Origin of the sequence: Pseudomonas alkylphenolica, from assembly GCF_000746525.1 — a bacterium.
Taxonomy (GTDB): Bacteria; Pseudomonadota; Gammaproteobacteria; order Pseudomonadales; family Pseudomonadaceae; genus Aquipseudomonas; species Aquipseudomonas alkylphenolica.
In genome coordinates this window covers 4,444,404-4,463,905 of record NZ_CP009048.1, presented here as the reverse complement: position 1 = coordinate 4,463,905, position 19,502 = coordinate 4,444,404, and the positions used below count along the sequence as shown (strand labels likewise).

The window sequence follows — 19,502 nt, the reverse complement described above, 5'->3', positions numbered from 1 at the left end:
GCAGCACCGCCAAACCGCGCGGGATTCTATCAGCTTGTGCGGGCTCGCGTTATAACAGAGTCTTCAGTGTATAGAGCATTTCGATAGCTTGACGCGGCGTCATGTTGTCCAGGTCGAGCTTCCCGAGCTTCTCGATGGCCGGGTGTGGCAGGCTGGCAAACAGGTCGCTCTGGTGCGGAACATCTTGCGCACCCTTTGGCACTGCAGGCATTTCATGCGGCAGGCTGGCGGTTTCCAGCCGGCCCAGGTGTTCGCGCGCGCGCTGGATCACCGGCGTCGGTACGCCCGCCAGTTGCGCCACGGCCAGGCCGTAGCTCTGGCTGGCAGGGCCCGGCAGCACATGGTGCAGGAACACGATGCGCTCGTTGTGCTCGGTGGCGTTCAGGTGCACGTTGGCCACCAGAGGTTCGCTCTCCGGCAGCACCGTGAGTTCAAAGTAGTGAGTGGCAAACAGCGTGTAGGCGCGCAGTTGCGCCAGACGTTCGGCGGCAGCCCAGGCCAGGGACAGGCCGTCGAAGGTACTGGTACCACGGCCGACTTCGTCCATCAGCACCAGGCTGCGATCGGTGGCGTTGTGCAGGATGTTGGCGGTTTCGCTCATTTCGACCATGAAGGTCGAGCGCCCGCCAGCCAGATCGTCGCTGGAGCCGATACGGGTGAAAATGCGGTCGACCAGTGACAGCTCGCAGCTGGCTGCCGGTACGAAGCTGCCGATATGCGCCATCAGCACAATCAGCGCCGTCTGGCGCATGTAGGTGGATTTACCGCCCATGTTCGGGCCGGTGATCACCAGCATGCGGGTGTTGTCGTCCAGTGCCAGGTCGTTGGCCACGAACGGTGTGGTCAGTACTTGCTCGACCACCGGGTGGCGACCCTGGCTGATGCGCATGCACGGCTCGTCGACGAAGGACGGGCAGTTCAGGTCCAGGTTCAGTGCGCGCTCGGCGAGGTTGCTCAGCACATCCAGCTCGGCCAAGGCCGCGGAGGTGTCTTGCAGGGGCGCCAAATGACCGATCAAGGTTTCCAGCAGCGCGTCGTAGAGCATCTTCTCGCGGGCAAGGGCGCGACTCTTGGCCGACAGCGCCTTGTCTTCGAAGACTTTCAGTTCCGGGGTGATGAAGCGTTCGGCACCCTTGAGCGTCTGCCGCCGAATGTAGTCGGCAGGTGCCTGTTCGGCCTGCTTGCTTGGCAGCTCGATGAAGTAGCCATGCACACGGTTGTAGCCGACCTTGAGGTTGGCCAGGCCGGTGCGGGTTTTTTCCCGTGCTTCCAGATCGATAAGGAACTGGCCGGCGTTCTCGCTCATGGACAGCAATTCGTCCAGTTCGCTGTCGTAGCCGGTTTTCAGCACACCGCCGTCACGGATGACCGCGGGCGGGTTGTCGATGATGGCTTTTTCCAGCAAGTCGGCCAGTTCCGGGTAGGTGCCGGTGATGGCCGCCAGGCGCGCCAGGTGCGGTGCTTCGAGCTCCGCCATAGCGTTTTGCAATTCAGGTAGAGCGCCCAAGGCATCGCGCAGGCGCGCCAGGTCTCGTGGACGGGCGTTGCGCAGGCCGATACGGGCAAGGATCCGTTCGAGGTCGCCGATTTCCTTGAGCTGCGGCTGCAGTTTTTCAAAGCGGTAGCTGTCGAGCAGGCAGCGAATCGAACCCTGGCGTGCCTGCAGCACTTTCAGGTCGCGCAGCGGACGGTTCAGCCAGCGCGTCAGCAGACGGCTGCCCATGGCGGTCTGGCAGCGGTCGATGACCGACTGCAAGGTATTGTCGCGGCCACCGGCCAGGTTTACGTCCAGTTCGAGGTTACGGCGGCTGGCGCCGTCGAGCACCACGGTATCGTCCAGGCGTTCATGCTTGAGGCTGCGCAGGTGCGGCAGGGCAGTGCGCTGGGTTTCCTTGGCGTAGCCCAGCAGGCAACCGGCAGCGCCGATGGCCAGGGTCAGCTTCTCGCAGCCGAAGCCTTTGAGGTCCTGGGTTGCGAACTGCTGGCAGAGGCTCTTGCGTGCCGAATCGCGGTCGAAGTCCCACGGCGCACGGCGGCGGGCGCCACGGCGTTTTTCGGCCGGCAGGCCTTGTGGCCAGTCATCCGGGATCAGCAGCTCGACCGGATTGATGCGTTCAAGCTCGGCCAGCAGGTTTTCCCAGCCCTTGATCTCCAGCACGGTGAAGTTGCCGCTGGTGATATCCAGCACGGCCAGGCCGAACAGGCGCTCGTCACCCAGTACGGCGGCGATCAGGTTGTCGCGGCGCTCATCGAGCAGCGCCTCGTCGCTGACCGTGCCCGGGGTGATGATGCGCACCACCTGGCGCTCGACCGGGCCCTTGCTGGTGGCCGGGTCGCCGATCTGTTCGCAGATCACCACCGATTCGCCCAGCTTTACCAGCTTGGCCAGGTAGCCCTCGGCCGCGTGGAAGGGGATACCGCACATGGGGATCGACTGGCCCGCCGATTGCCCGCGGGCAGTCAGGGTAATGTCCAGGAGTTTTGCGGCCTTCTTCGCATCTTCATAGAAGATTTCGTAGAAGTCGCCCATGCGGTAGAACATCAGTTGATCCGGATGCTGGTTTTTCAGCTTCCAGTACTGCTGCATCATCGGGGTGTGTGCGGAGAAATCGGAAATTGCTTTATTCATCAGGTGGTTAGAGCGACTGTCTCAAAATTGTGGGGCAAATTTGGGGCTTTCTGCTTTCTGCTTTCTGCTTTCTGCTTTCTGCTTTGCGATTTGCAGGTCTAAATGCCACGGCGCGTATGGCCCTGGTCAAATTCTGTGTCACCTGATTGGTGAGTCCCTACATTCCCATTTTGCGCAAGATCGTAGGTTAACACGGGTGCAGAGGCGGCACACGCACCACCGTAGCCGGGTCACATTGCCGATTAGCTATTCGATTCGCCCCACTTAGATCAATTTTTTGCCATTAAATGTGTCGTGTCACAAAGCTTTGCTTGACATCAAATGGCCGCATGACCGAACATTCGCGCATTCCATCGTTCCTGTTTGACTTTTAGGAATGATCGAAAAGCCCGGCTATAGCCGGGCTTTTTTCGACTGTATAGATGGCAAATGGCCATTATTCTGAATGGCTTTTTGCAAAGAACGTGTCATTTAAGGGTCACTCATGGAAGTAGGTGCGATCGCCGAGCAGGATGGAACTGCTGCTGAGTCTGTGATGTCACAGCTTCATGTCGTTAAGAATGATGACAGGGAAACTGTAGAGCTGACCTGCATTGACCCAGCGTCAGTAGGGCCTCTGATTCAGATGCTGCAGGACGCTCCGCTTGGAAAAAAGATCCGTATTTATTTGCGGGCAAATCCTGGTGGGAACGTCGGTCAGCTGCAGGACCTCATTGAAGCTCTGGCTCGTACCAATGCTGACGTTGAGATTGCGGTTGGCAGGTTTGCAATGAGTTGCGCCGCAGTGCTCTGGTTGTGGTTCGCCCTCGACCCGGTCAACCTTGCGAATGACCCAGGCGAAGGTCGCGTTGTTTCTGTTAATCCTCTGAAGCCTGCGGTGCTCATGTATCACCGCCCGCGATGGCCAGATGGCGACTATTACTGCTTCATTGATGACTTCAAGAACAAAACGATCCGAGATAGCGCTCGCGAACAGGTAGATATGTTTGATGACCTGTTCTATCGTTACCTCGATCATCTTGGCCTCAATGGGATTCACACAGCGACATTCTCAACGCCGCAGGCAACGTATAAACATGTGTTGCAGCACATGTTGGAAGCATATCAAAGCAACAAAGATTGCTTTATTCCCTTATAAGGAAAGGAATCAGGTCATGAAAAGCTTTAGCGCTAGTGAGTATCAGAAAAAGCATGCCACGACCCCTCGTAAAGACGGGTTGAGTGGTCGCGACTACACCCTAGCCCGCGTACGTCGTTTCCAAGAGGCTGATCAGAGCCTGAAGGATGCTTGCGCAGAGCTGGGTATTGAGAAGCCCGTCATGATGTGCTGATTTGCAATCCCACAACAAAAAGCCCGGCTATATGCCGGGCTTTTTGTTATGGGCGGGTATTTCTTGTGCTTTGCAATCGAATGCCTGTCCATATGTGCTGCAGTTCTGTCGGTGACTCGTCATCCATCCATTTTGCATAGACCTCAACAAGCATGGTGAAGTCTTTGTGCCCCATTTGTTTGGCGATGAATGCTAGGTTCCCGCGAGCAGTGAGGCACCAGCATGCATAGGTGTGGCGCGTTTGGTACGGTCGCCTGGCCCGGATCCCGGCGCGGCGCTGGATTGCGGCCCACTTCGTGTTCCAGGCGGTTGACACGAACCACACGTTGATCACCCGTTTCCTTGCCTGGGTACCAGGTGATAGAAGGGGGATGACTGACTCGTCCCGCCATTCATGGCGGTTCTGGTACACCCGGATTTGCCGCTTCGGGTGTCCAGCGACAATGCCCATCAGAACTTCGCACGCCTCGATCGCTGGCTGCATCAGCAGTACGGTTCGCGGCTTGCCGGTTTTGGGGACCTTGAAGGTGCCGGTGGCGGTGATGGCCCGAGTGATATCGATCCTGCCGGTCGTCAGGTCGATATCTTCCAAGGCCAGTGCGCACAATTCGCCGAGGCGTAGGCCGGTGTAGACGGCAAGCGTGATCGCCGCCTTGTCTTGTGGGTGTAGGCACCCTTTTGTGAGGAGTTGGTCGAATTCGTCGTGGGTGAGCGGATCGGGCTCTTTTTCGCTCATGGCAAACCGGGTGCATGCCGCAGCGAGTCCGCTCCTGCAGTAGCCATTGCTCTCGCACCAGGTGAGGAAGCCGGAGAACGTAGCAAGGTAATGGTTGGCTGTAGACGGCGCCCGGGTCTCGATCAATTGAGCGCGAAGCGCTTGTATGTCCTCGGGCAGCAAGATGCCAGCGAGGCGGTCCTTGCCGACCAGCTCGACACAGATGTCCAAGGCATAGCCATACTTTTCCTCGGTCATTGGAGTGATGTCCACTGCCTTCAGAGGTTTGTAACGCTCTACCAGTACGCTCAGTCGTTCGTCCTTGGCGCTGCTGTAGTTCGCGGCGTGCTTTGAGTCGGGAAAGTGACGGCCATATTCAAAGGTCCCCAGCTTGATCTCGTGAAGAATTGCCGCCCTGAGCAGGGCGGCATGTTTGATGTTGGCTTTGGTCACCGGTAGGCCGAGAGACTCACGGCAGCGTATGCGGCGCCACATGAAGACGATCCGCAGGTTACCGCCGTGAATCTCAATGCCGGTGTGCTTTGCCAGCTCGGCCTCTAGGCCACTTGTGATGCGCTCTCGGCCCATTTGTCATACTCTGCCATGTTGATTGCGATTCGCCCGTCCGGAGTTTTGCGCCAGACGCGGCCTTGTGCCCAGGTGCCATCCTTCACTTTGTGGCGGATGGCGTCTTCGCTGTACCCAGTAAGTTCGGCGGCACGTTTGATCATTACCCAGCGCGCTAGGCTCAGGCATGGCGATATAGCGCGCAACTGGCGCAGCAGGCACGGACCCACGCCCAGGAGCGCCAGCAACTGGCCGAAGCCCTGGCCAGCCAGGCGCTTGGCGAGCGTCAGCAGCGTCAGGTGCTGGAGCAGCAGATCCAGGCCAACGATCAATCCCATTATCAGGAGTTACTCGATGCGCAACAGACTCAAGCGCGCCTGCGTGACCGTCTTGCCACTGCTGATTTACGGCTGTCAGTCCTCCTTGGCGCCGACGCCGTCTCCGGTGTGCCTGCCGCCCCCGCCACCGGCGGCCTGGATCATGACCCCGTACGCGCCCGACTTGAGCCAGCGCATGCTCGACGAATTATCGCCATCACCGACCGCGGTGATCGGGGACTGATCGCCTTGCGGGCCTGTCAGGCTTATGTACGCGCGCTGCAGCGCTGAGGATTTGTGTCGGACGATAGCTGGTGTAGGGTAGGCGACAGTCTTTCAAGGAGCTTGCCATGGACCCGATCACTGCGCTTTCCGCCCGCCTGGGTGAACACCTGCGCCGCTTCAATGCCCAGGTGACCACTGCCGAGTCTTGCACCGGCGGCGGCATCGCCGAGGCCATTACGCGGATTCCGGGCAGTTCGGCCTGGTTCGAAGCCGGTTATGTGACTTACTCCAACCCCCAGAAGACCCGCCAGCTGGCGGTGCCGCCAACCCTGTTCGCCGAGGTCGGGGCGGTCAGCCAGGAAGTGGTCGAGGCCATGGTCCGCGGCGCCCAGGCTGCCAGCGGTGCGCGGTTCGCCGTGGCGGTCAGTGGCGTGGCCGGGCCGGACGGTGGGTCGCCGGCCAAACCGGTGGGTACCGTATGGCTGGCCTGGGCCGATGGCAGCCATGTCAGCAGCGAGCGTCGGCACTTCGACGGCGACCGCGACGAGGTACGCCGACAAACGGTAATCGCCGCGCTAGAGGGCTTGTTACAGCTTGGTGCAGAGTAAATCGCAATTCGGGGGTAGGCGGGAACAAAACCCTGTGGAATAATACTGGCTACTTATACAGGTGTTCTGGCCGTCAGGCCCTATCGATTACGTGAGGACTTCAATGGACGACAACAAGAAGCGCGCCTTGGCTGCGGCCCTGGGGCAAATCGAGCGTCAATTCGGTAAAGGCGCGGTCATGCGCATGGGCGACCACGAGCGTCAGGCGATTCCGGCCATTTCCACCGGTTCCCTGGGCCTGGACATTGCCTTGGGCATTGGCGGCCTGCCAAAAGGCCGTATCGTCGAGATCTACGGTCCTGAGTCGTCCGGTAAAACCACACTGACTCTGTCGGTCATCGCCCAGGCCCAGAAAATGGGCGCTACCTGCGCATTCGTCGACGCCGAGCACGCCCTCGATCCCGAGTACGCCGGCAAGCTCGGCGTCAATGTCGACGACCTGCTGGTCTCGCAGCCTGACACTGGCGAACAGGCCCTGGAAATCACCGACATGCTGGTGCGCTCCAACGCCGTTGACGTGATCATCGTCGACTCCGTGGCCGCCCTGGTACCCAAGGCCGAGATCGAAGGCGAGATGGGCGACATGCACGTCGGCCTGCAAGCCCGCCTGATGTCCCAGGCGCTGCGTAAAATCACCGGTAACATCAAGAACGCCAACTGCCTGGTGATCTTCATCAACCAGATCCGCATGAAGATCGGCGTGATGTTCGGCAGCCCGGAAACCACCACCGGTGGTAACGCGCTGAAGTTCTACGCTTCGGTCCGTCTCGACATCCGCCGTACCGGCGCGGTGAAGGAAGGCGACGAAGTGGTCGGTAGCGAAACCCGCGTCAAGATCGTCAAGAACAAGGTGGCACCGCCGTTCCGTCAGGCTGAATTCCAGATCCTCTACGGCAAGGGCATCTACCGCAACGGCGAGATCATTGACCTCGGCGTGCTGCACGGCTTCCTGGAAAAATCCGGTGCCTGGTACAGCTACCAGGGTAGCAAGATCGGTCAGGGCAAGGCCAACTCGGCCAAGTTCCTTCAGGACAACCCGGAAATCGCCGCTACTCTCGAGAAGCAGATCCGCGACAAACTGCTCAATGCCGGTGCTGTTGAGGCTGCTGGCAAGGCTGCAGCGGTCAACGCCGAGCCTGAAGACGAAACCGAAACTGAAGCCGGCTACTGATCGTCCCCATGTCCGTCGTACTCGACACTCCCGTCGCCGTAAGGCGGACAGCCATGGACCTGCTCGCACGCCGCGAGCACGGTCGAGTCGAGCTGACGCGCAAGTTGCGTCAGCGCGGCGCTCCCCCCGAATTGATTGACCAGGAGCTCGACCGCTTGACGGAAGAGGGCCTGCTCAGTGAAGCCCGTTACCTGGAAAGCTTTATCAGCTACCGCTCGCGTTCCGGCTACGGCCCGGCACGCATTCGCGAAGAGCTGAGCCAGCGCGGCCTGCAACGCGGCGATATCGACCAGGCCCTGCGCGAGAGCGGTGTGGATTGGGCGGGGCAGTTGCAGGATGTCTGGCAGCGCAAATTCTCCGGGCAGTTACCCATCGATCCGCGCAGCCGCGCACAGCAAACCCGTTTTCTGGTCTACCGTGGTTTTTCCATGGAAATGGTCGGCCGCCTGTTGAGCGGCCGAGGGCTGGACGACTAACTGAGGGTCAAGTGACTTTCAGTGCTTCGCGGGCCCGTTGCGTGGTGTGCATCGGCTCGGGCTTGGCCCAGTTTTCCGACAGGTTGATGAAGTCCACCAATTCGCGCAGGCGCCCCTGGTCGCGGCCGTTGAAGGCGAAGGTTAGCCGTGTCAGGTGACTGAAGCGGGGCTCATCGTGGTGCTCGCCGGCATACGCGTGCTGGTGGTACTGACCACTCAGGCGCAAATCGGCAAACCCCTCCTGTAGATCAAGCAACGCGCCTTCGCTGAGCGGGTGGTGCATGCGAATCACGAACTGGTTTTTCAGCCAGCGGCTGGAGTGGTAGTTGCTGTAGAACTGGTTGATCTCCTCCACGGCTTCTTCGGCACTCTGCACCAGACGCAGCAGCTTCAGGTCGCTGGGCAGGATGTAGCGGTTTTCTTCCAACTGCCGGGTAATGAAATTCAGTGCGTCCTGCCAGAAGGTGCCGCCCGGAGAATCCAGGAGCACCACCGGCACCAGCGGGCTCTTGCCGGTCTGGATCAGGGTGAGCACTTCCAGCGCTTCATCCAGTGTGCCGAAGCCACCTGGGCACAGCACCAGCGCATCCGCTTCCTTGACGAAGAACAGCTTGCGAATGAAGAAGAAGTGAAACGGCAGCAGCTTGTCGGTGCCGTCTACAGTGGGGTTGGCATGCTGCTCGAACGGCAGGGTGATGTTGAACCCCAGGCTGTGATCGACACCTGCGCCTTCGTGTGCGGCGGCCATGATGCCACCGCCAGCGCCGGTGATGACCATCAGGTTGGAACGGGCCAGGGTCGCGCCCAGTTCCCTGGCCAGTGCATACATCGGGTGTTCGACCGGGGTACGGGCTGAACCGAACACGGTGACCTTGCGCCGGCCCTTGTACTGCTCAAGGGTGCGGAAGGCATGGTCCAGCTCGCGCAAGGCTTGCAGGGTAATCTTGGCGTTCCAGCGGTTGCTGTCGTCATGGGCCATGCGCAGGACGGTCAGCATCATGTCACGGTACAGCGACAGGTTGGGGCTGTCGGGGGCAACCAGTTTCAGTTGTTCATCCAGCTTGCTCAGATCGATTCCCTGGTTCTTGAAGTGACTCGACAGCAGTTCATTCGGTTGGTAAGGCATTCAACGTCTCCTTCTGCAGCAAAACCTCTGACCGGACCTGTTTGGTTTCCGGCCGCGACACTACGTGTGTCGCTGGCTGCCGTGGCTCGAGTGTGCGCCTCGAGCATTGCAGTAGACCTGCAAGGTCTTAGTGCAGTGATGATGGGCTCTTTGTTGTTGTCGCTCAGCAATGCTAATGCACGGCGTCGGCAGGCATCCCCCGGTGCGAGCCCTGAAACGGGCGGGCGCTTGCTATCAATCTAGACCCTGGCAGGTATTTGTGCCGAAAGGATCTTCGCTGGGGCAGCGTGATGGGGCAGGTTGGAAACAGACCGCTCGTCAGTCGGGAGCCGATCCTGGCATGGGTCTGGTTAACTGGAAGCCTGAGCGACTGTCGCGGTGCAGGGAGGCTGTCACATGCAACGGCTTAATCTGGAGCTCGATGCGCAGCTGTTCGAGCTGCTCGAGCGCTCGGCCCAGGCCAACAACCTGAGCCTTGAAGAAGAGTGCCTGCGTCGCCTGGGGGGTGGGGTACGGCACTCACGTTACGTCCAGGCCCTGGTGGCCGAACTGCGCGCCGATGAAAAGCAACGGCGCGACAGCGAGCAGGTGGCTTAGGCTTACTTGCTTGGCTTCACACCACAACTCTTGGCATCGAACGCCTGTTCACTGACCGGGCGGTTGGTCTTGTACTCGGTGAAGCGGTAGGTCAGCACCGCACCTTTGGCCAGCAACTGACGGTAGCCGGTGTTCTTGCAGACGCTGTCACCCAATTGGCTGCGCACCCGGTTTGGGTCGGCCTTCATTTTTTCAGCGTGGCTGGGAAGTACGCTGAGGTGGTTGATCAGTTGCTTGCCTTCGACGGTGTAACCCTGGTCGAGGATGTCTTCGTTGATCGCCCGCGGCGTGCCCACGCTGCTTTCAGTGGCAACTTTTTGCAGCATCTTGCTCAGCTCGTACTCCTGCTTGGAGGCCGCATTGGCAGCCAGGGGCAGGGCGAGCAGCAGGCTCAGGGACGGGGCGATGAAGCGCAACATGGGTTTCTCCTGGTTCGGTAACTGGCAATTGGACCGGCAACTGCGCACGGTGTTCCGTCACGCGCGAAGTCGTGGCGCCAGCGGGTAGCGTCAGGCTGCAGATTATAGGGGAGTCGGCGCTATGGCTGCACGGCAAATACCGTCTGCCGGTAGACCGGGTCTGGTAAACTGCAGCGGTTTTCCTGTCTTGCCGAGTCCGCGCAGTGCCGTCCTTTCCTTGCCTATATAGTCTGCTGCCATGAGCCATGCCGTATCGCGCCTGCGCGCCGAGCGCCTGGCGCGCAGTGTCAAACCTTTCGTTGCGCGCGGATCACGGGCGCCACGCTGCCCGCAGTGCCGGGTGATTTTCAGCCATTGCCTGTGTGCCTGGCGTCCACGGGTGCCGTCCGATTCGGCAATGTGCCTGCTGATGCACGACACCGAGCCATTGAAACCGAGTAACACCGGCTGGCTGATTGCCGACCTGATCGCCGACACCTCGGCGTTCGGCTGGCAGCGTACTTCGGTCGATGAGGCTTTGCTGGCCTTGCTCGATCAGCCGCACTGGCAGCCTTACATCGTCTTTCCCGGTGAGTTCGTGGCGCCGCAAAGGGTGGTCAGCGAGGTAGTGCGTGAGCCCGGCAAACGGCCGTTGTTCATCCTCCTCGATGCGACCTGGACCGAGGCGCGCAAGATGTTTCGCAAAAGCCCCTATCTCGATCGCTTCCCGGTGCTCAGCCTGCAACCGGAGCAGCTGTCGCGTTACCGCTTGCGCCGCTCCAAGCGCGACGATCATTTCTGCACTGCCGAAGTGGCGGCCATGTGCCTGGAGCTGGCGGGGGACCAGCGTGCTGCCGAAGCCCTGGATGCTTACCTGGATGTGTTCAGTACCCACTACCTGAGTGCCAAGCACCAGTGGTCAATTGATGAGCAGGATGCCGTCCACCAGCGTTTGCATACCTTCCTATAGTACAAGGGGCAGATATCGCACATTGGGTCATAATGGGCAGGCTGGCGACCATTGCGTGCCTGTCCGGACCGGGCAATCAACTTGACCACCCGGTTCTGGCTCGGCATCCTTGGCGCCGATTCGGGCATATACAAGGCTTGAAACACAGTTTTTCCTGGCCTTGAAGTGCCTTTTGGGTGTGCGGCACCGCCGTCAGCACCTTGAGTTGCCCGCCAGGCGCCTATTCTTCCTCCCTGCGCCTGCACAGAACAGGATCATTAGATCGATGGCCACGTACGAAATCCTGATTGCCGATGACCACCCGCTGTTTCGCAGTGCCCTGCGTCAGGCTGTAACCCTGGGCCTGGGGCCCGATGTCCGCCTGGTAGAAGTGGCGAGCATTGCCGAACTGGAAACCCGCCTCGCCGAGAAGTCCGATTGGGATCTGGTGCTGCTGGACCTCAACATGCCAGGTGCCTACGGTTTTTCCGGGCTGGTCCTGTTGCGCGGTCAGTACCCGCAGATTCCGGTGGTGATGGTCTCGGCTCAGGAAGAAGCCGCGGTGGTGGTGAAGTCGCGCGAATTCGGCGCCAGTGGCTTTATTCCCAAGTCCAGCTCCCTGGAAGTGATTCAGGAAGCGGTGAAAAAGGTCCTTGATGGTGACATCTGGTGGCCGCCACAAGCCTTTGAAAAAGTCGACGTATCGGCTGAAGCCAAGGCTGCCAGTGAAGGCCTGGCCAGTCTCACCCCCCAGCAGTTCCGGGTGTTGACCATGGTCTGCGAAGGCTTGTTGAACAAGCAGATCGCCTACGAGCTGAACGTTTCGGAAGCGACCATCAAGGCCCACGTCACGGCGATTTTCCGAAAGCTCGGCGTGCGTACCCGCACTCAGGCGGCACTGCTCCTGCAACAACTGGAATCGGTTTCGGCGAGCTGAGGCCGTGGCCTTCACGCTTTTTTGACCCGATCTGCACTAGGCTGCAGCGCATTTTTTCAGTGGATGAAGTGACCTTCTATGTCATCGCCTTTCAAGGGCCAGACCGGCCTCAAACGTATTTTCAACGCTGCCGGCTATTCGTTTGACGGTCTGCGCGCAGCTTTCACCGGTGAAGCGGCTTTCCGCCAGCTGGTGCTGCTCAATGTGCTGCTGGTGCCGCTGGCGTTCTGGCTGGATGTCAGCCGTGCCGAACGGGCCATTCTGATTGCCGTGTGCCTGTTGGGCCTGATCGTTGAATTGCTCAATTCGGCAGTTGAGGCAGCGATCGACCGGATTTCTCTCGACCGCCACCCGCTGTCGAAAAACGCCAAGGATATGGGCAGTGCCGCCCAGTTCGTCGCCCTGACAATGGTGGCGGTGGTCTGGGCGGTGATCCTTATCTAGGCAATGTTGGGCAGGACGATTTCGTCACTGCGCTGCACACCGGCGGTAAAGGTACGGCACAGCTCGAGAAACTCGCGCATGGCAGAGGTCTGGTACTTCTGCTTGTGCCAGATGAAGTAGAACTGCCGGGCCAGGTCCAGCTCCGGTGTTTCCACTGCGACCAGGCTGCCGCGACGAAAAGCGTCGCGCAACGCCAGGCGTGAGATGCAACCGATGCCCAGGCCCGATTCGACAGCGCGTTTGATCGCTTCGGTGTGCTCAAGCTCCAGGCGGATGTTCAGGTTGGAGCGGTGGTGACGCATCGCCTGGTCAAAGGTCAGGCGGGTGCCGGAACCTTGCTCACGCAGAATCCACGCTTCGTGGGTCAGCTCTTCCAGGCTGGCCTGGCCGCGCTGGGCCAGCGGGTGCTGTGGCGCGCAAAACACCACCAGTTCGTCTTCAACCCAAGGTTGCACTTCAAGATCAGGATGGTTGCAGTCGCCTTCGATTAGACCCAGATCAATTTCATAATGGGCAACCTGGTGCACGATATGCGCAGTGTTTTGTACGTGGAGCTTGACCTGACTTTCCGGGTGGACCTGCATGAAACTGCCGATCAGCAGTGTGGCCAGGTAGTTACCGATGGTCAGGGTGGCGCCGACCGCTAGTGAGCCGAAACCGGACTTGCCGTTGAGCAGGTCTTCGATTTCCTTGGCCTGGTCGAGCAGCGCCACTGCCTGTGGCAGCAGTTGATGACCCAGGGCGTTGAGGCTCAGGCGTTTGCCGGCGCGGTCGAACAGCTGGCAGCTGGACTGGCGTTCAAGTTCGGTGATCGAGGTACTGGCGGCCGACTGCGATAGCGCCAGTATTCCCGCGGCTCGCGAGACGCTTTGATGCTGGGCTACGGCGACGAAGACCTGAAGCTGACGAAGTGTAAATCGCATATCTATATAACCGATAAGACATATCTTGATAATTCATTTAACAGATATTGTCGCTCGCACTAAACTATCGCGCAATCGCGCTCTAGGTTAGCGCTGCGTTTTATTTCAGGAGCCCGTACATGAGCAACATGAACCACGAACGTGTCCTCAGTGTTCACCACTGGAATGACACCCTGTTCAGCTTCAAGTGCACCCGCGATCCGGGCCTGCGCTTCGAGAACGGTCAGTTCGTGATGATCGGCCTGCAACAGCCCAACGGCCGCCCGCTCATGCGCGCCTACTCGATCGCCAGCCCGAACTGGGAAGAGCATCTGGAGTTCTTCAGCATCAAGGTGCCGGACGGCCCGCTGACCTCGCAGTTGCAGCACCTGAAGGAAGGCGATGAGATCATCATCAGCAAGAAGCCTACCGGTACGCTGGTACTCGACGACCTGAACCCGGGCAAGCACCTGTACCTGCTGAGCACCGGTACTGGCCTGGCGCCGTTCATGAGCGTCATCCAGGACCCGGAAACCTACGAGCGCTTTGAAAAAGTGATCCTGGTGCACGGCGTCCGTTACGTCAACGAAGTCGCCTACCGCGAATTCATCACCGAGCACCTGCCGCAGAACGAGTTCTTCGGCGAGGCGCTGCGTGACAAGCTGATCTACTACCCGACCGTGACCCGCGAGCCGTTCGAGAACCAGGGCCGCCTGACCGACCTGATGCGCAGCGGCAAGCTGTTCAGCGACATCGGTCTGCCACCGATCAATCCGCAGGACGACCGTGCGATGATCTGCGGTAGCCCGAGCATGCTGGACGAAACCAGCGAAGTGCTCGACAGCTTCGGCCTGAAGATTTCGGCGCGTATGCGTGAGCCGGGTGACTACCTGATCGAGCGTGCATTCGTCGAGAAGTAAGCAGCACTGAAACAAGAAAGCAGGCCTCGGCCTGCTTTTTTTATGCCTGTAGGAGCGGGCTTGCCCCGCGATGCTCTATGACTGACAGTCCGCAATCGCGGGGCAAGCCCGCTCCCACCGGAGAGTCTGCTATCTAAGCACTAGGTCAAGACAGTTGCACTTTAGAGATCCAGAACCACTTCCAGCACCCGGATCTGATCCGGCTGCGGATAGTGCCAGCGTACCTGCACATCCCAGAACTTTACCCCGTACACACGCTCCGGTGGCGGGATCTGGTAAGCCGGACGCGGATCCTGGGCCAGACACTGTTCGATCAGCTCAACCAGCGGCTCTTCAAGTCGCAGGGCGTGTTCATGGGCCTGGGGCAGGGCGCTGTCACTCCAGGCAACCGGAATCGGCGCTGGCGGCGCGCTGGCCATCTGGTTGGTCGCACACGTCACCGCGTCGGCATAAGGCACGTAAGGCTTGATGTCGAGCACCGGGGTGCCGTCGAGCAGGTCGATGCCCGACAGCAGCAGACGTCCGGCCTCAACCTTTTCAAGTCGCACCACCGATTGGCCGATGCCGTTGGGCCGGTGCGTCGCCCGGGTGGCGAACACACCCATGGAGGTGTTGCCGCCCAGCCGTGGCGGACGCACCTTGAGCCGTGGCTTGTCTTCCAGGGCCTGGTGGAACAGGAACAATAACCAGACATGGCTGACCTGTTCGAGCCCGGCCACCGCGTCGCCGTTGTCGAAGGGCGGCAGCAGTTCCAGCACGCCGCGCGCAGCGGGCGCCAGCTGGGGCTGGCGCGGGATCGCGAACTTTTCCTTGAAGCAGGAGCGGACGAAACCGATCGGTGCGACGCTGTAGTTCATCGACGTCTCAGCCACGGACCCGCAGGGTCAGGCCCTTGAGGAAATTACGCAGCAGTTGGTCGCCGCACGGACGGTAGTTGTTGTGCCCGACCTTGCGGAACAGGGCGCTGAGTTCTGGCTTGGACACCGGGAAGTCAGCCGCCTTGAGGATCGCGTGCAGGTCGTCTTCCTTGAGCTCGAAGGCCACCCGCAGTTTTTTCATGATGATGTTGTTGGTCACCGGCAGTTCGACCGGCAGCGCAGGGCGGCTGTCGTCCTTGCCGCGCTTGAAGATCACCAGGCCATCGAGAAAGTGCGCGATGACTTCGTCAGGGCAGCGCACGAAGCCTTCTTCGTCTTCTTTCTTGAGATAGGCGACGATGTCGTCGGTGGCGACGTCGAAGCCGCTGAGCTTGATGATGTCGGTCAGTTTGGCGTCGTTGACGTCCAGCAGGTAGCGCAGGCTGCGCAGTACATCGTTGTGAATCATGGTGACAATCCTGTTCGGGGCGTCGCCCGGGTGGCGGCGCCTTGTTGCTAGAATTTTTCGGTGTTCGCCAGATAGCGCCACTGGCCCAGGGGCAACTTGCTCATGGATACACCGCCCAGGCGAATCCGGCGCATGCTCACCGGGGTAACCCCAACGCTGCTGCACAGCAAGGCGATCAGGCCAGGCTGCGGGTTTTTCAGGACCATGCGCAGGCGCGTTTCGTTCTGCCAACTGGCCTTGATCTTCGGCAGCTCCTTGCCCTTCCAGGTGAACCCGCGGTTCAGGCGTTCCAGGCCGTGAGCGATCATGTCGCCGCTGACTTCAACCACGTATTCCTGTTCGAGCTTGGCCAGGTCGGATTCGAGCTTGCGGGTGATCCGCCAGTCCTGAGTGAACACCTGCAGGCCGCTGGCGCCTTGTTGCAGAGGCGCCACGTTATTGAGGCGGGCGAAGTGGCCTTTGAGCGGGCGGCGGCCCTGGCTGTGATCTGCTGACAGGCTGTCGGCAGTGATGCTGTTGCAGGCGCTGTCGAGGTCCAGGTCGGCCGGCTGGTGGAGCAGCAGGGTAACCGGCTCCAGGGCTTCGGCGCGGGCACCGGCCTGCAGTTCGACCTTCTGCTCGGTCACTTTGAATTGCGGCTCGTCGACCACCGCACCGTCCACGGTGACCCAGCCGCCTTCGATGTACAGTTCGGCCTCCCGTCGGGAGCAACCGACCAGTTCAATGAGGCGTTTGGAAAGGCGAATGGGTTCAGACATGACGACAGCCGTAGGCATAGGGAAAGATGCCCATTGTAACCGTGCGGACGGGCCCAGGTCCGGCAACATTCGCCCGTCGGGCCATTTATCTGCGATTTCGCTGCATTTCAGAAAGGTATGACGTCTTCTGTCAGCCGGTTTGAGCGGCTTTTGTCTGAATCAGCCTCAGATGCAGTAAGGGGTAGGGTTGGCCCATGCCATCTGTTTCCGAACGGCCGACCACCTCGAATCCCTGGTGCAAATAGAAGCCCAGAGCCTGCGGGTTTTGTTCGTTGACATCGAGCCCAACGGCGTTGAGTTCGTCGATGGCGTAGTGCAACAGGCGTTTGCCCAGCCCCTGGCCACGCACAGCCGGATCTATAAAGAGCATTTCCACGCGTCCGGCGGCAACCCCGGCAAAACCGGTAATCCGCTGCTTGGCGTCTTTGCAGCAGATCAGCATCACCGCGTCCAGATACTGGCTGACCAGCAGTTCGCGCAACAGACAGATATAGCTGTCAGGCAGGAAGTCATGGGTTGCCCGCACAGACGCCTCCCAGACACGCGCCAGCTCCGGGTAGTCGCTTAATCTGGGGGTGTGCACGCTGATATGCCGGTACATCGCTCTGCTCTCCTTGGGCAACAGAGACAACGATAGTTGCAAAAAAAAGCCCCGCCAGGGTCGGCAGGGCTATTTTCAGCAGGATGCGATCAGATCGGTTCAGCCCACATGTCGTACTCGTCGGCGTCGGTGACCCGGCAGCGTACGGTGTCACCCGGCTTGAAGCCGTGGTTGCCATCGATGAACACGTTGCCGTCGATCTCCGGGGCGTCGAAGTAGCTGCGGCCTACCGAGCCTTCTTCTTCCACTTCGTCGATCAGCACGTCGATTTCGCGGCCGATGCGCAGTTGCAGGCGGGCACTGCTGATCGCCTGCTGGTGGGCCATGAAACGATCCCAGCGCTCTTGCTTGATCTCATCGGGGACGACTTCCAGGCCCAGGTCGTTGGCTGGTGCGCCTTCGACGGGCGAGTACTGGAAGCAGCCGACGCGGTCGAGCTGGGCTTCGGTCAGCCAGTCGAGCAGGTACTGGAAGTCTTCTTCGGTTTCGCCCGGGAAGCCGACGATGAAGGTGGAGCGGATGATCAGCTGCGGGCACTGTTCGCGCCACTTCTTGATGCGCGCCAGGGTCCGGTCTTCAAAGGCCGGACGCTTCATCGACTTGAGTACTTTCGGGCTGGCGTGCTGGAACGGGATGTCCAGGTACGGCAAGATCTTGCCGGCAGCCATCAGCGGGATGATGTCGTCGACGTTCGGGTACGGATAAACGTAGTGCAGGCGAACCCAGGCGCCCAGGCTGCTCAGTGCTTCGCACAGTTCGAGCATGCGGGTCTTGACCGGGCGGCCGTTCCAGAAGTCGGTCTTGTATTTGACGTCGACGCCATAGGCGCTGGTGTCCTGGGAGATCACCAGGATCTCCTTGACCCCGGCCTTGACCAGGCGCTCGGCTTCGCTGAGGACTTCGCCGACCGGACGGCTGACCAGCTTGCCGCGCATCGACGGGATGATGCAGAAGCTGCAGCTGTGGTTGCAGCCTTCGGAAATCTTCAGGTAGGCGTAGTGGCGCGGGGTCAGCTTGACGCCCTGTGGCGGCACCAGGTCGATCAGCGGGTTGTGATCCTGACGCGGCGGAACCACTTCGTGCACGGCGTTGACCACCTGCTCGTACTGCTGCGGGCCGGTCACGGCCAGTACGCTCGGGTGCACGTCACGGATGCTGCCTTCCTCGACACCCATGCAACCGGTGACGATGACCTTGCCGTTTTCCTTGATGGCTTCGCCGATCACTTCAAGCGACTCGGCCTTGGCGCTGTCGATGAAGCCACAGGTGTTGACCACCACCACATCGGCATCCTGATAGGTGGGCACGACTTCATAGCCTTCCATGCGCAGCTGGGTCAGGATGCGCTCGGAGTCGACCAGGGCTTTGGGGCAGCCTAGGGAAACGAAGCCGACCTTTGGCGTGGTTGGCGCAGGAGTGGTGGACATGACTAACCTCGGTGTAATGGGGACAGTCGTACGCAAGCGCCGCTGTCCTGTTGGGCGCTAGCAGCGCCTCTGATCAAAAAGTGCGCAATTCTAGCGGTGCGCAACGGAGTTGACCAGCTTTAAACGGGGAAATACGACGAGTGCTTGGCGATGCCGGACTCCAGCAAAGCGGCTTGCTGCCGCCTGCTGGAGTGCCTGGGGGTTACTGCGCCTTGAACGCCGCTTGCGCCTTCGGGCTGGTGAGGATCGCGTAACGTGTTGTGCGGGATACTTTTCCGGTGAGGAAGCGCTCGAAAACAGGCATGAAAATACTGCGGTCCAACGTTGGCTGTTTGACCTTCAGGTAGTTTTCGCAGCAAGTGCGATAGTCTTCCATGCAGATGAAGCGCTTGATCCAGTAGTGGAAAAAGTAGCCCATTAAAAAACCCAGACTGAAATCGCGATCAATCACCTCGTGTGCGCAACACTCGAAATCGATCAAGCGCAGCTGGCCATCGGGGGCGATCAGGATGTTCTTCGGGTGAGGGTCCATGTGCACGAAGCCTTCGTCGAGCATGCGCGCGAACAGATCAAAGACTTGTGGCAGCAAGGTTGAGGCCTGTTCAGGGTGAGCGATCAAGCGATCATCAACACTGCAATGATCGTCCAGAAAGCTGACCAGCAAGTACTCTTCCTTGAGAAATGGAAAGCGCCCTTTATAGCCAAAGGCGGCAACACTGGGGGCGCAAGCGGATTTGGTGGCCACCGCTGACAGGTTGATGAATTCGTTGGTCAGGTCATGCAGGCCGAAAGTCTTCTTCAGCCCCAGGTAGTTCTGCAGCTGCTTTTTCCAATGGATCAGGCGATTGTGCTTAAGCACCCATTTGCGCTCACCTTCGAGCAGGAAGACGCCGCGGGTCGCTTCTGGCGTGTCCAGCGGGGTGTGTTGTTCGGGTGTTGTGAAGAAGCGCCGAACCGCGGTGGAAAGTTCGTGCTGATGGTGCGGATCAAAATGAAAGGTAACGCCCTCAATGTGCTGTTTGTGCAGCGTTCGGGTAAGGCTCCTGAGGTGACGCATGTACCGCTCCCTGATCGAAAA

Annotated in this window: 22 protein-coding genes and 1 pseudogene; 11 read left to right on the top strand and 12 right to left on the bottom strand. The window is 60.0% G+C overall.

Annotated elements, in window-relative coordinates; translation table 11 throughout:
• Positions 1-49: 49 nt before the first annotated feature.
• A complete protein-coding gene (gene mutS / locus PSAKL28_RS20470) occupies positions 50-2,617 on the bottom strand; it encodes a DNA mismatch repair protein MutS (RefSeq protein WP_167335152.1) in 2,568 nt (855 codons plus the stop codon).
• A gap of 496 nt (positions 2,618-3,113) precedes the next feature.
• Here mutS and PSAKL28_RS20465 point away from each other — a divergent pair, with 496 nt between their 5' ends.
• Together PSAKL28_RS20465 and PSAKL28_RS27775 are read left to right on the top strand one after the other, a co-directional pair.
• The gene (locus PSAKL28_RS20465) at positions 3,114-3,767 is read left to right on the top strand and encodes a hypothetical protein (RefSeq protein WP_038613940.1); all 654 of its coding nucleotides are present in this window, start codon (positions 3,114-3,116) and stop codon (positions 3,765-3,767) included.
• Between the two features lie 16 nt (positions 3,768-3,783).
• The gene (locus PSAKL28_RS27775; RefSeq protein ID WP_157687059.1) at positions 3,784-3,960 is read left to right on the top strand and encodes a hypothetical protein; all 177 of its coding nucleotides are present in this window, start codon (positions 3,784-3,786) and stop codon (positions 3,958-3,960) included.
• Positions 3,961-4,006: 46 nt separating this feature from the next.
• Here the strand turns inward: PSAKL28_RS27775 and PSAKL28_RS20460 are convergent, their stop codons facing one another.
• Both PSAKL28_RS20460 and xisR read right to left on the bottom strand, forming a co-directional pair.
• The gene (locus PSAKL28_RS20460; RefSeq protein WP_038613938.1) at positions 4,007-5,263 is read right to left on the bottom strand and encodes a site-specific integrase; all 1,257 of its coding nucleotides are present in this window, start codon (positions 5,261-5,263) and stop codon (positions 4,007-4,009) included.
• A complete protein-coding gene (gene xisR, locus PSAKL28_RS28775) occupies positions 5,233-5,406 on the bottom strand; it encodes an excisionase family protein (protein ID WP_038616903.1) in 174 nt (57 codons plus the stop codon). Before xisR ends, PSAKL28_RS20460 begins: the two co-directional genes overlap by 31 nt.
• A gap of 18 nt (positions 5,407-5,424) precedes the next feature.
• Here xisR and PSAKL28_RS27175 point away from each other — a divergent pair.
• The 4 genes and pseudogenes from PSAKL28_RS27175 to recX all read left to right on the top strand — a co-directional run.
• A pseudogene (locus tag PSAKL28_RS27175) lies at positions 5,425-5,850 on the top strand (lysis system i-spanin subunit Rz); the annotation flags it as partial.
• 59 nt (positions 5,851-5,909) lie between these two features.
• Complete coding sequence (locus tag PSAKL28_RS20445; protein ID WP_038613935.1) at positions 5,910-6,392, top strand: CinA family protein; 483 nt, start codon at positions 5,910-5,912, stop codon at positions 6,390-6,392.
• A 103-nt stretch (positions 6,393-6,495) separates the two neighbouring features.
• Positions 6,496-7,563 (top strand): recombinase RecA, encoded by a 1,068-nt coding sequence (gene recA / locus PSAKL28_RS20440; RefSeq protein ID WP_038613932.1) that lies wholly within the window; start codon positions 6,496-6,498, stop codon positions 7,561-7,563.
• Between the two features lie 8 nt (positions 7,564-7,571).
• Positions 7,572-8,039 carry a recombination regulator RecX gene (recX, locus tag PSAKL28_RS20435; protein WP_038613931.1) on the top strand — a complete coding sequence of 156 codons (468 nt, stop codon included), beginning with the start codon at positions 7,572-7,574 and terminating at the stop codon, positions 8,037-8,039.
• A 7-nt stretch (positions 8,040-8,046) separates the two neighbouring features.
• Here the strand turns inward: recX and PSAKL28_RS20430 are convergent, their stop codons facing one another.
• A complete protein-coding gene (locus tag PSAKL28_RS20430) occupies positions 8,047-9,165 on the bottom strand; it encodes an LOG family protein (RefSeq protein ID WP_038613930.1) in 1,119 nt (372 codons plus the stop codon).
• 396 nt (positions 9,166-9,561) lie between these two features.
• Here PSAKL28_RS20430 and PSAKL28_RS20425 point away from each other — a divergent pair, with 396 nt between their 5' ends.
• A complete protein-coding gene (locus tag PSAKL28_RS20425; RefSeq protein WP_038613929.1) occupies positions 9,562-9,762 on the top strand; it encodes a hypothetical protein in 201 nt (66 codons plus the stop codon).
• A gap of 2 nt (positions 9,763-9,764) precedes the next feature.
• Here PSAKL28_RS20425 and PSAKL28_RS20420 read toward each other — a convergent pair whose 3' ends face one another.
• Positions 9,765-10,181 (bottom strand): quorum-sensing-regulated virulence factor family protein, encoded by a 417-nt coding sequence (locus PSAKL28_RS20420; protein WP_038613926.1) that lies wholly within the window; start codon positions 10,179-10,181, stop codon positions 9,765-9,767.
• A gap of 238 nt (positions 10,182-10,419) precedes the next feature.
• Between PSAKL28_RS20420 and PSAKL28_RS20415 the strand changes: the two genes are divergently transcribed.
• From PSAKL28_RS20415 to PSAKL28_RS20405, 3 genes are all read left to right on the top strand, one after another.
• Positions 10,420-11,130 (top strand): tRNA-uridine aminocarboxypropyltransferase, encoded by a 711-nt coding sequence (locus tag PSAKL28_RS20415; protein ID WP_038613924.1) that lies wholly within the window; start codon positions 10,420-10,422, stop codon positions 11,128-11,130.
• Between the two features lie 265 nt (positions 11,131-11,395).
• Positions 11,396-12,046, top strand: coding sequence for a response regulator transcription factor ErdR (gene erdR / locus PSAKL28_RS20410; RefSeq protein ID WP_038613921.1), 651 nt, complete (start codon positions 11,396-11,398; stop codon positions 12,044-12,046).
• A gap of 78 nt (positions 12,047-12,124) precedes the next feature.
• Positions 12,125-12,490, top strand: coding sequence for a diacylglycerol kinase (locus PSAKL28_RS20405; RefSeq protein WP_038613920.1), 366 nt, complete (start codon positions 12,125-12,127; stop codon positions 12,488-12,490).
• Here PSAKL28_RS20405 and PSAKL28_RS20400 read toward each other — a convergent pair.
• Positions 12,487-13,413 carry a LysR family transcriptional regulator gene (locus PSAKL28_RS20400; protein WP_038613917.1) on the bottom strand — a complete coding sequence of 309 codons (927 nt, stop codon included), beginning with the start codon at positions 13,411-13,413 and terminating at the stop codon, positions 12,487-12,489. The genes PSAKL28_RS20405 and PSAKL28_RS20400 overlap by 4 nt on opposite strands.
• Before the next feature lie 119 nt (positions 13,414-13,532).
• On the opposite strand from PSAKL28_RS20400, the gene fpr reads away from it, so the two are divergent.
• Positions 13,533-14,312, top strand: coding sequence for a ferredoxin-NADP reductase (gene fpr, locus PSAKL28_RS20395; protein WP_003222277.1), 780 nt, complete (start codon positions 13,533-13,535; stop codon positions 14,310-14,312).
• A gap of 161 nt (positions 14,313-14,473) precedes the next feature.
• On the opposite strand, the gene tsaA is transcribed toward fpr, so the two are convergent.
• The 6 genes from tsaA to PSAKL28_RS20365 form a co-directional block, all read right to left on the bottom strand.
• Entirely contained in the window at positions 14,474-15,169 is a 696-nt protein-coding gene (gene tsaA, locus PSAKL28_RS20390) for a tRNA (N6-threonylcarbamoyladenosine(37)-N6)-methyltransferase TrmO (protein ID WP_038613913.1), read from the bottom strand.
• Between the two features lie 7 nt (positions 15,170-15,176).
• Positions 15,177-15,638, bottom strand: coding sequence for a YehS family protein (locus PSAKL28_RS20385; protein ID WP_038613911.1), 462 nt, complete (start codon positions 15,636-15,638; stop codon positions 15,177-15,179).
• 47 nt (positions 15,639-15,685) lie between these two features.
• Positions 15,686-16,396 (bottom strand): rRNA pseudouridine synthase, encoded by a 711-nt coding sequence (locus PSAKL28_RS20380; RefSeq protein ID WP_038613909.1) that lies wholly within the window; start codon positions 16,394-16,396, stop codon positions 15,686-15,688.
• A gap of 130 nt (positions 16,397-16,526) precedes the next feature.
• On the bottom strand, positions 16,527-16,997 hold the full coding sequence (locus PSAKL28_RS20375) for a GNAT family N-acetyltransferase (protein ID WP_038613907.1): 471 nt from the start codon (positions 16,995-16,997) through the stop codon (positions 16,527-16,529).
• A gap of 89 nt (positions 16,998-17,086) precedes the next feature.
• Positions 17,087-18,424 (bottom strand): 30S ribosomal protein S12 methylthiotransferase RimO, encoded by a 1,338-nt coding sequence (rimO, locus tag PSAKL28_RS20370; protein ID WP_038613904.1) that lies wholly within the window; start codon positions 18,422-18,424, stop codon positions 17,087-17,089.
• Between the two features lie 202 nt (positions 18,425-18,626).
• Positions 18,627-19,481, bottom strand: a complete 855-nt coding sequence (locus PSAKL28_RS20365) for a lipopolysaccharide kinase InaA family protein (RefSeq protein ID WP_038613902.1) — start codon at positions 19,479-19,481, stop codon at positions 18,627-18,629.
• Between the last annotated feature and the right edge of the window lie 21 nt (positions 19,482-19,502).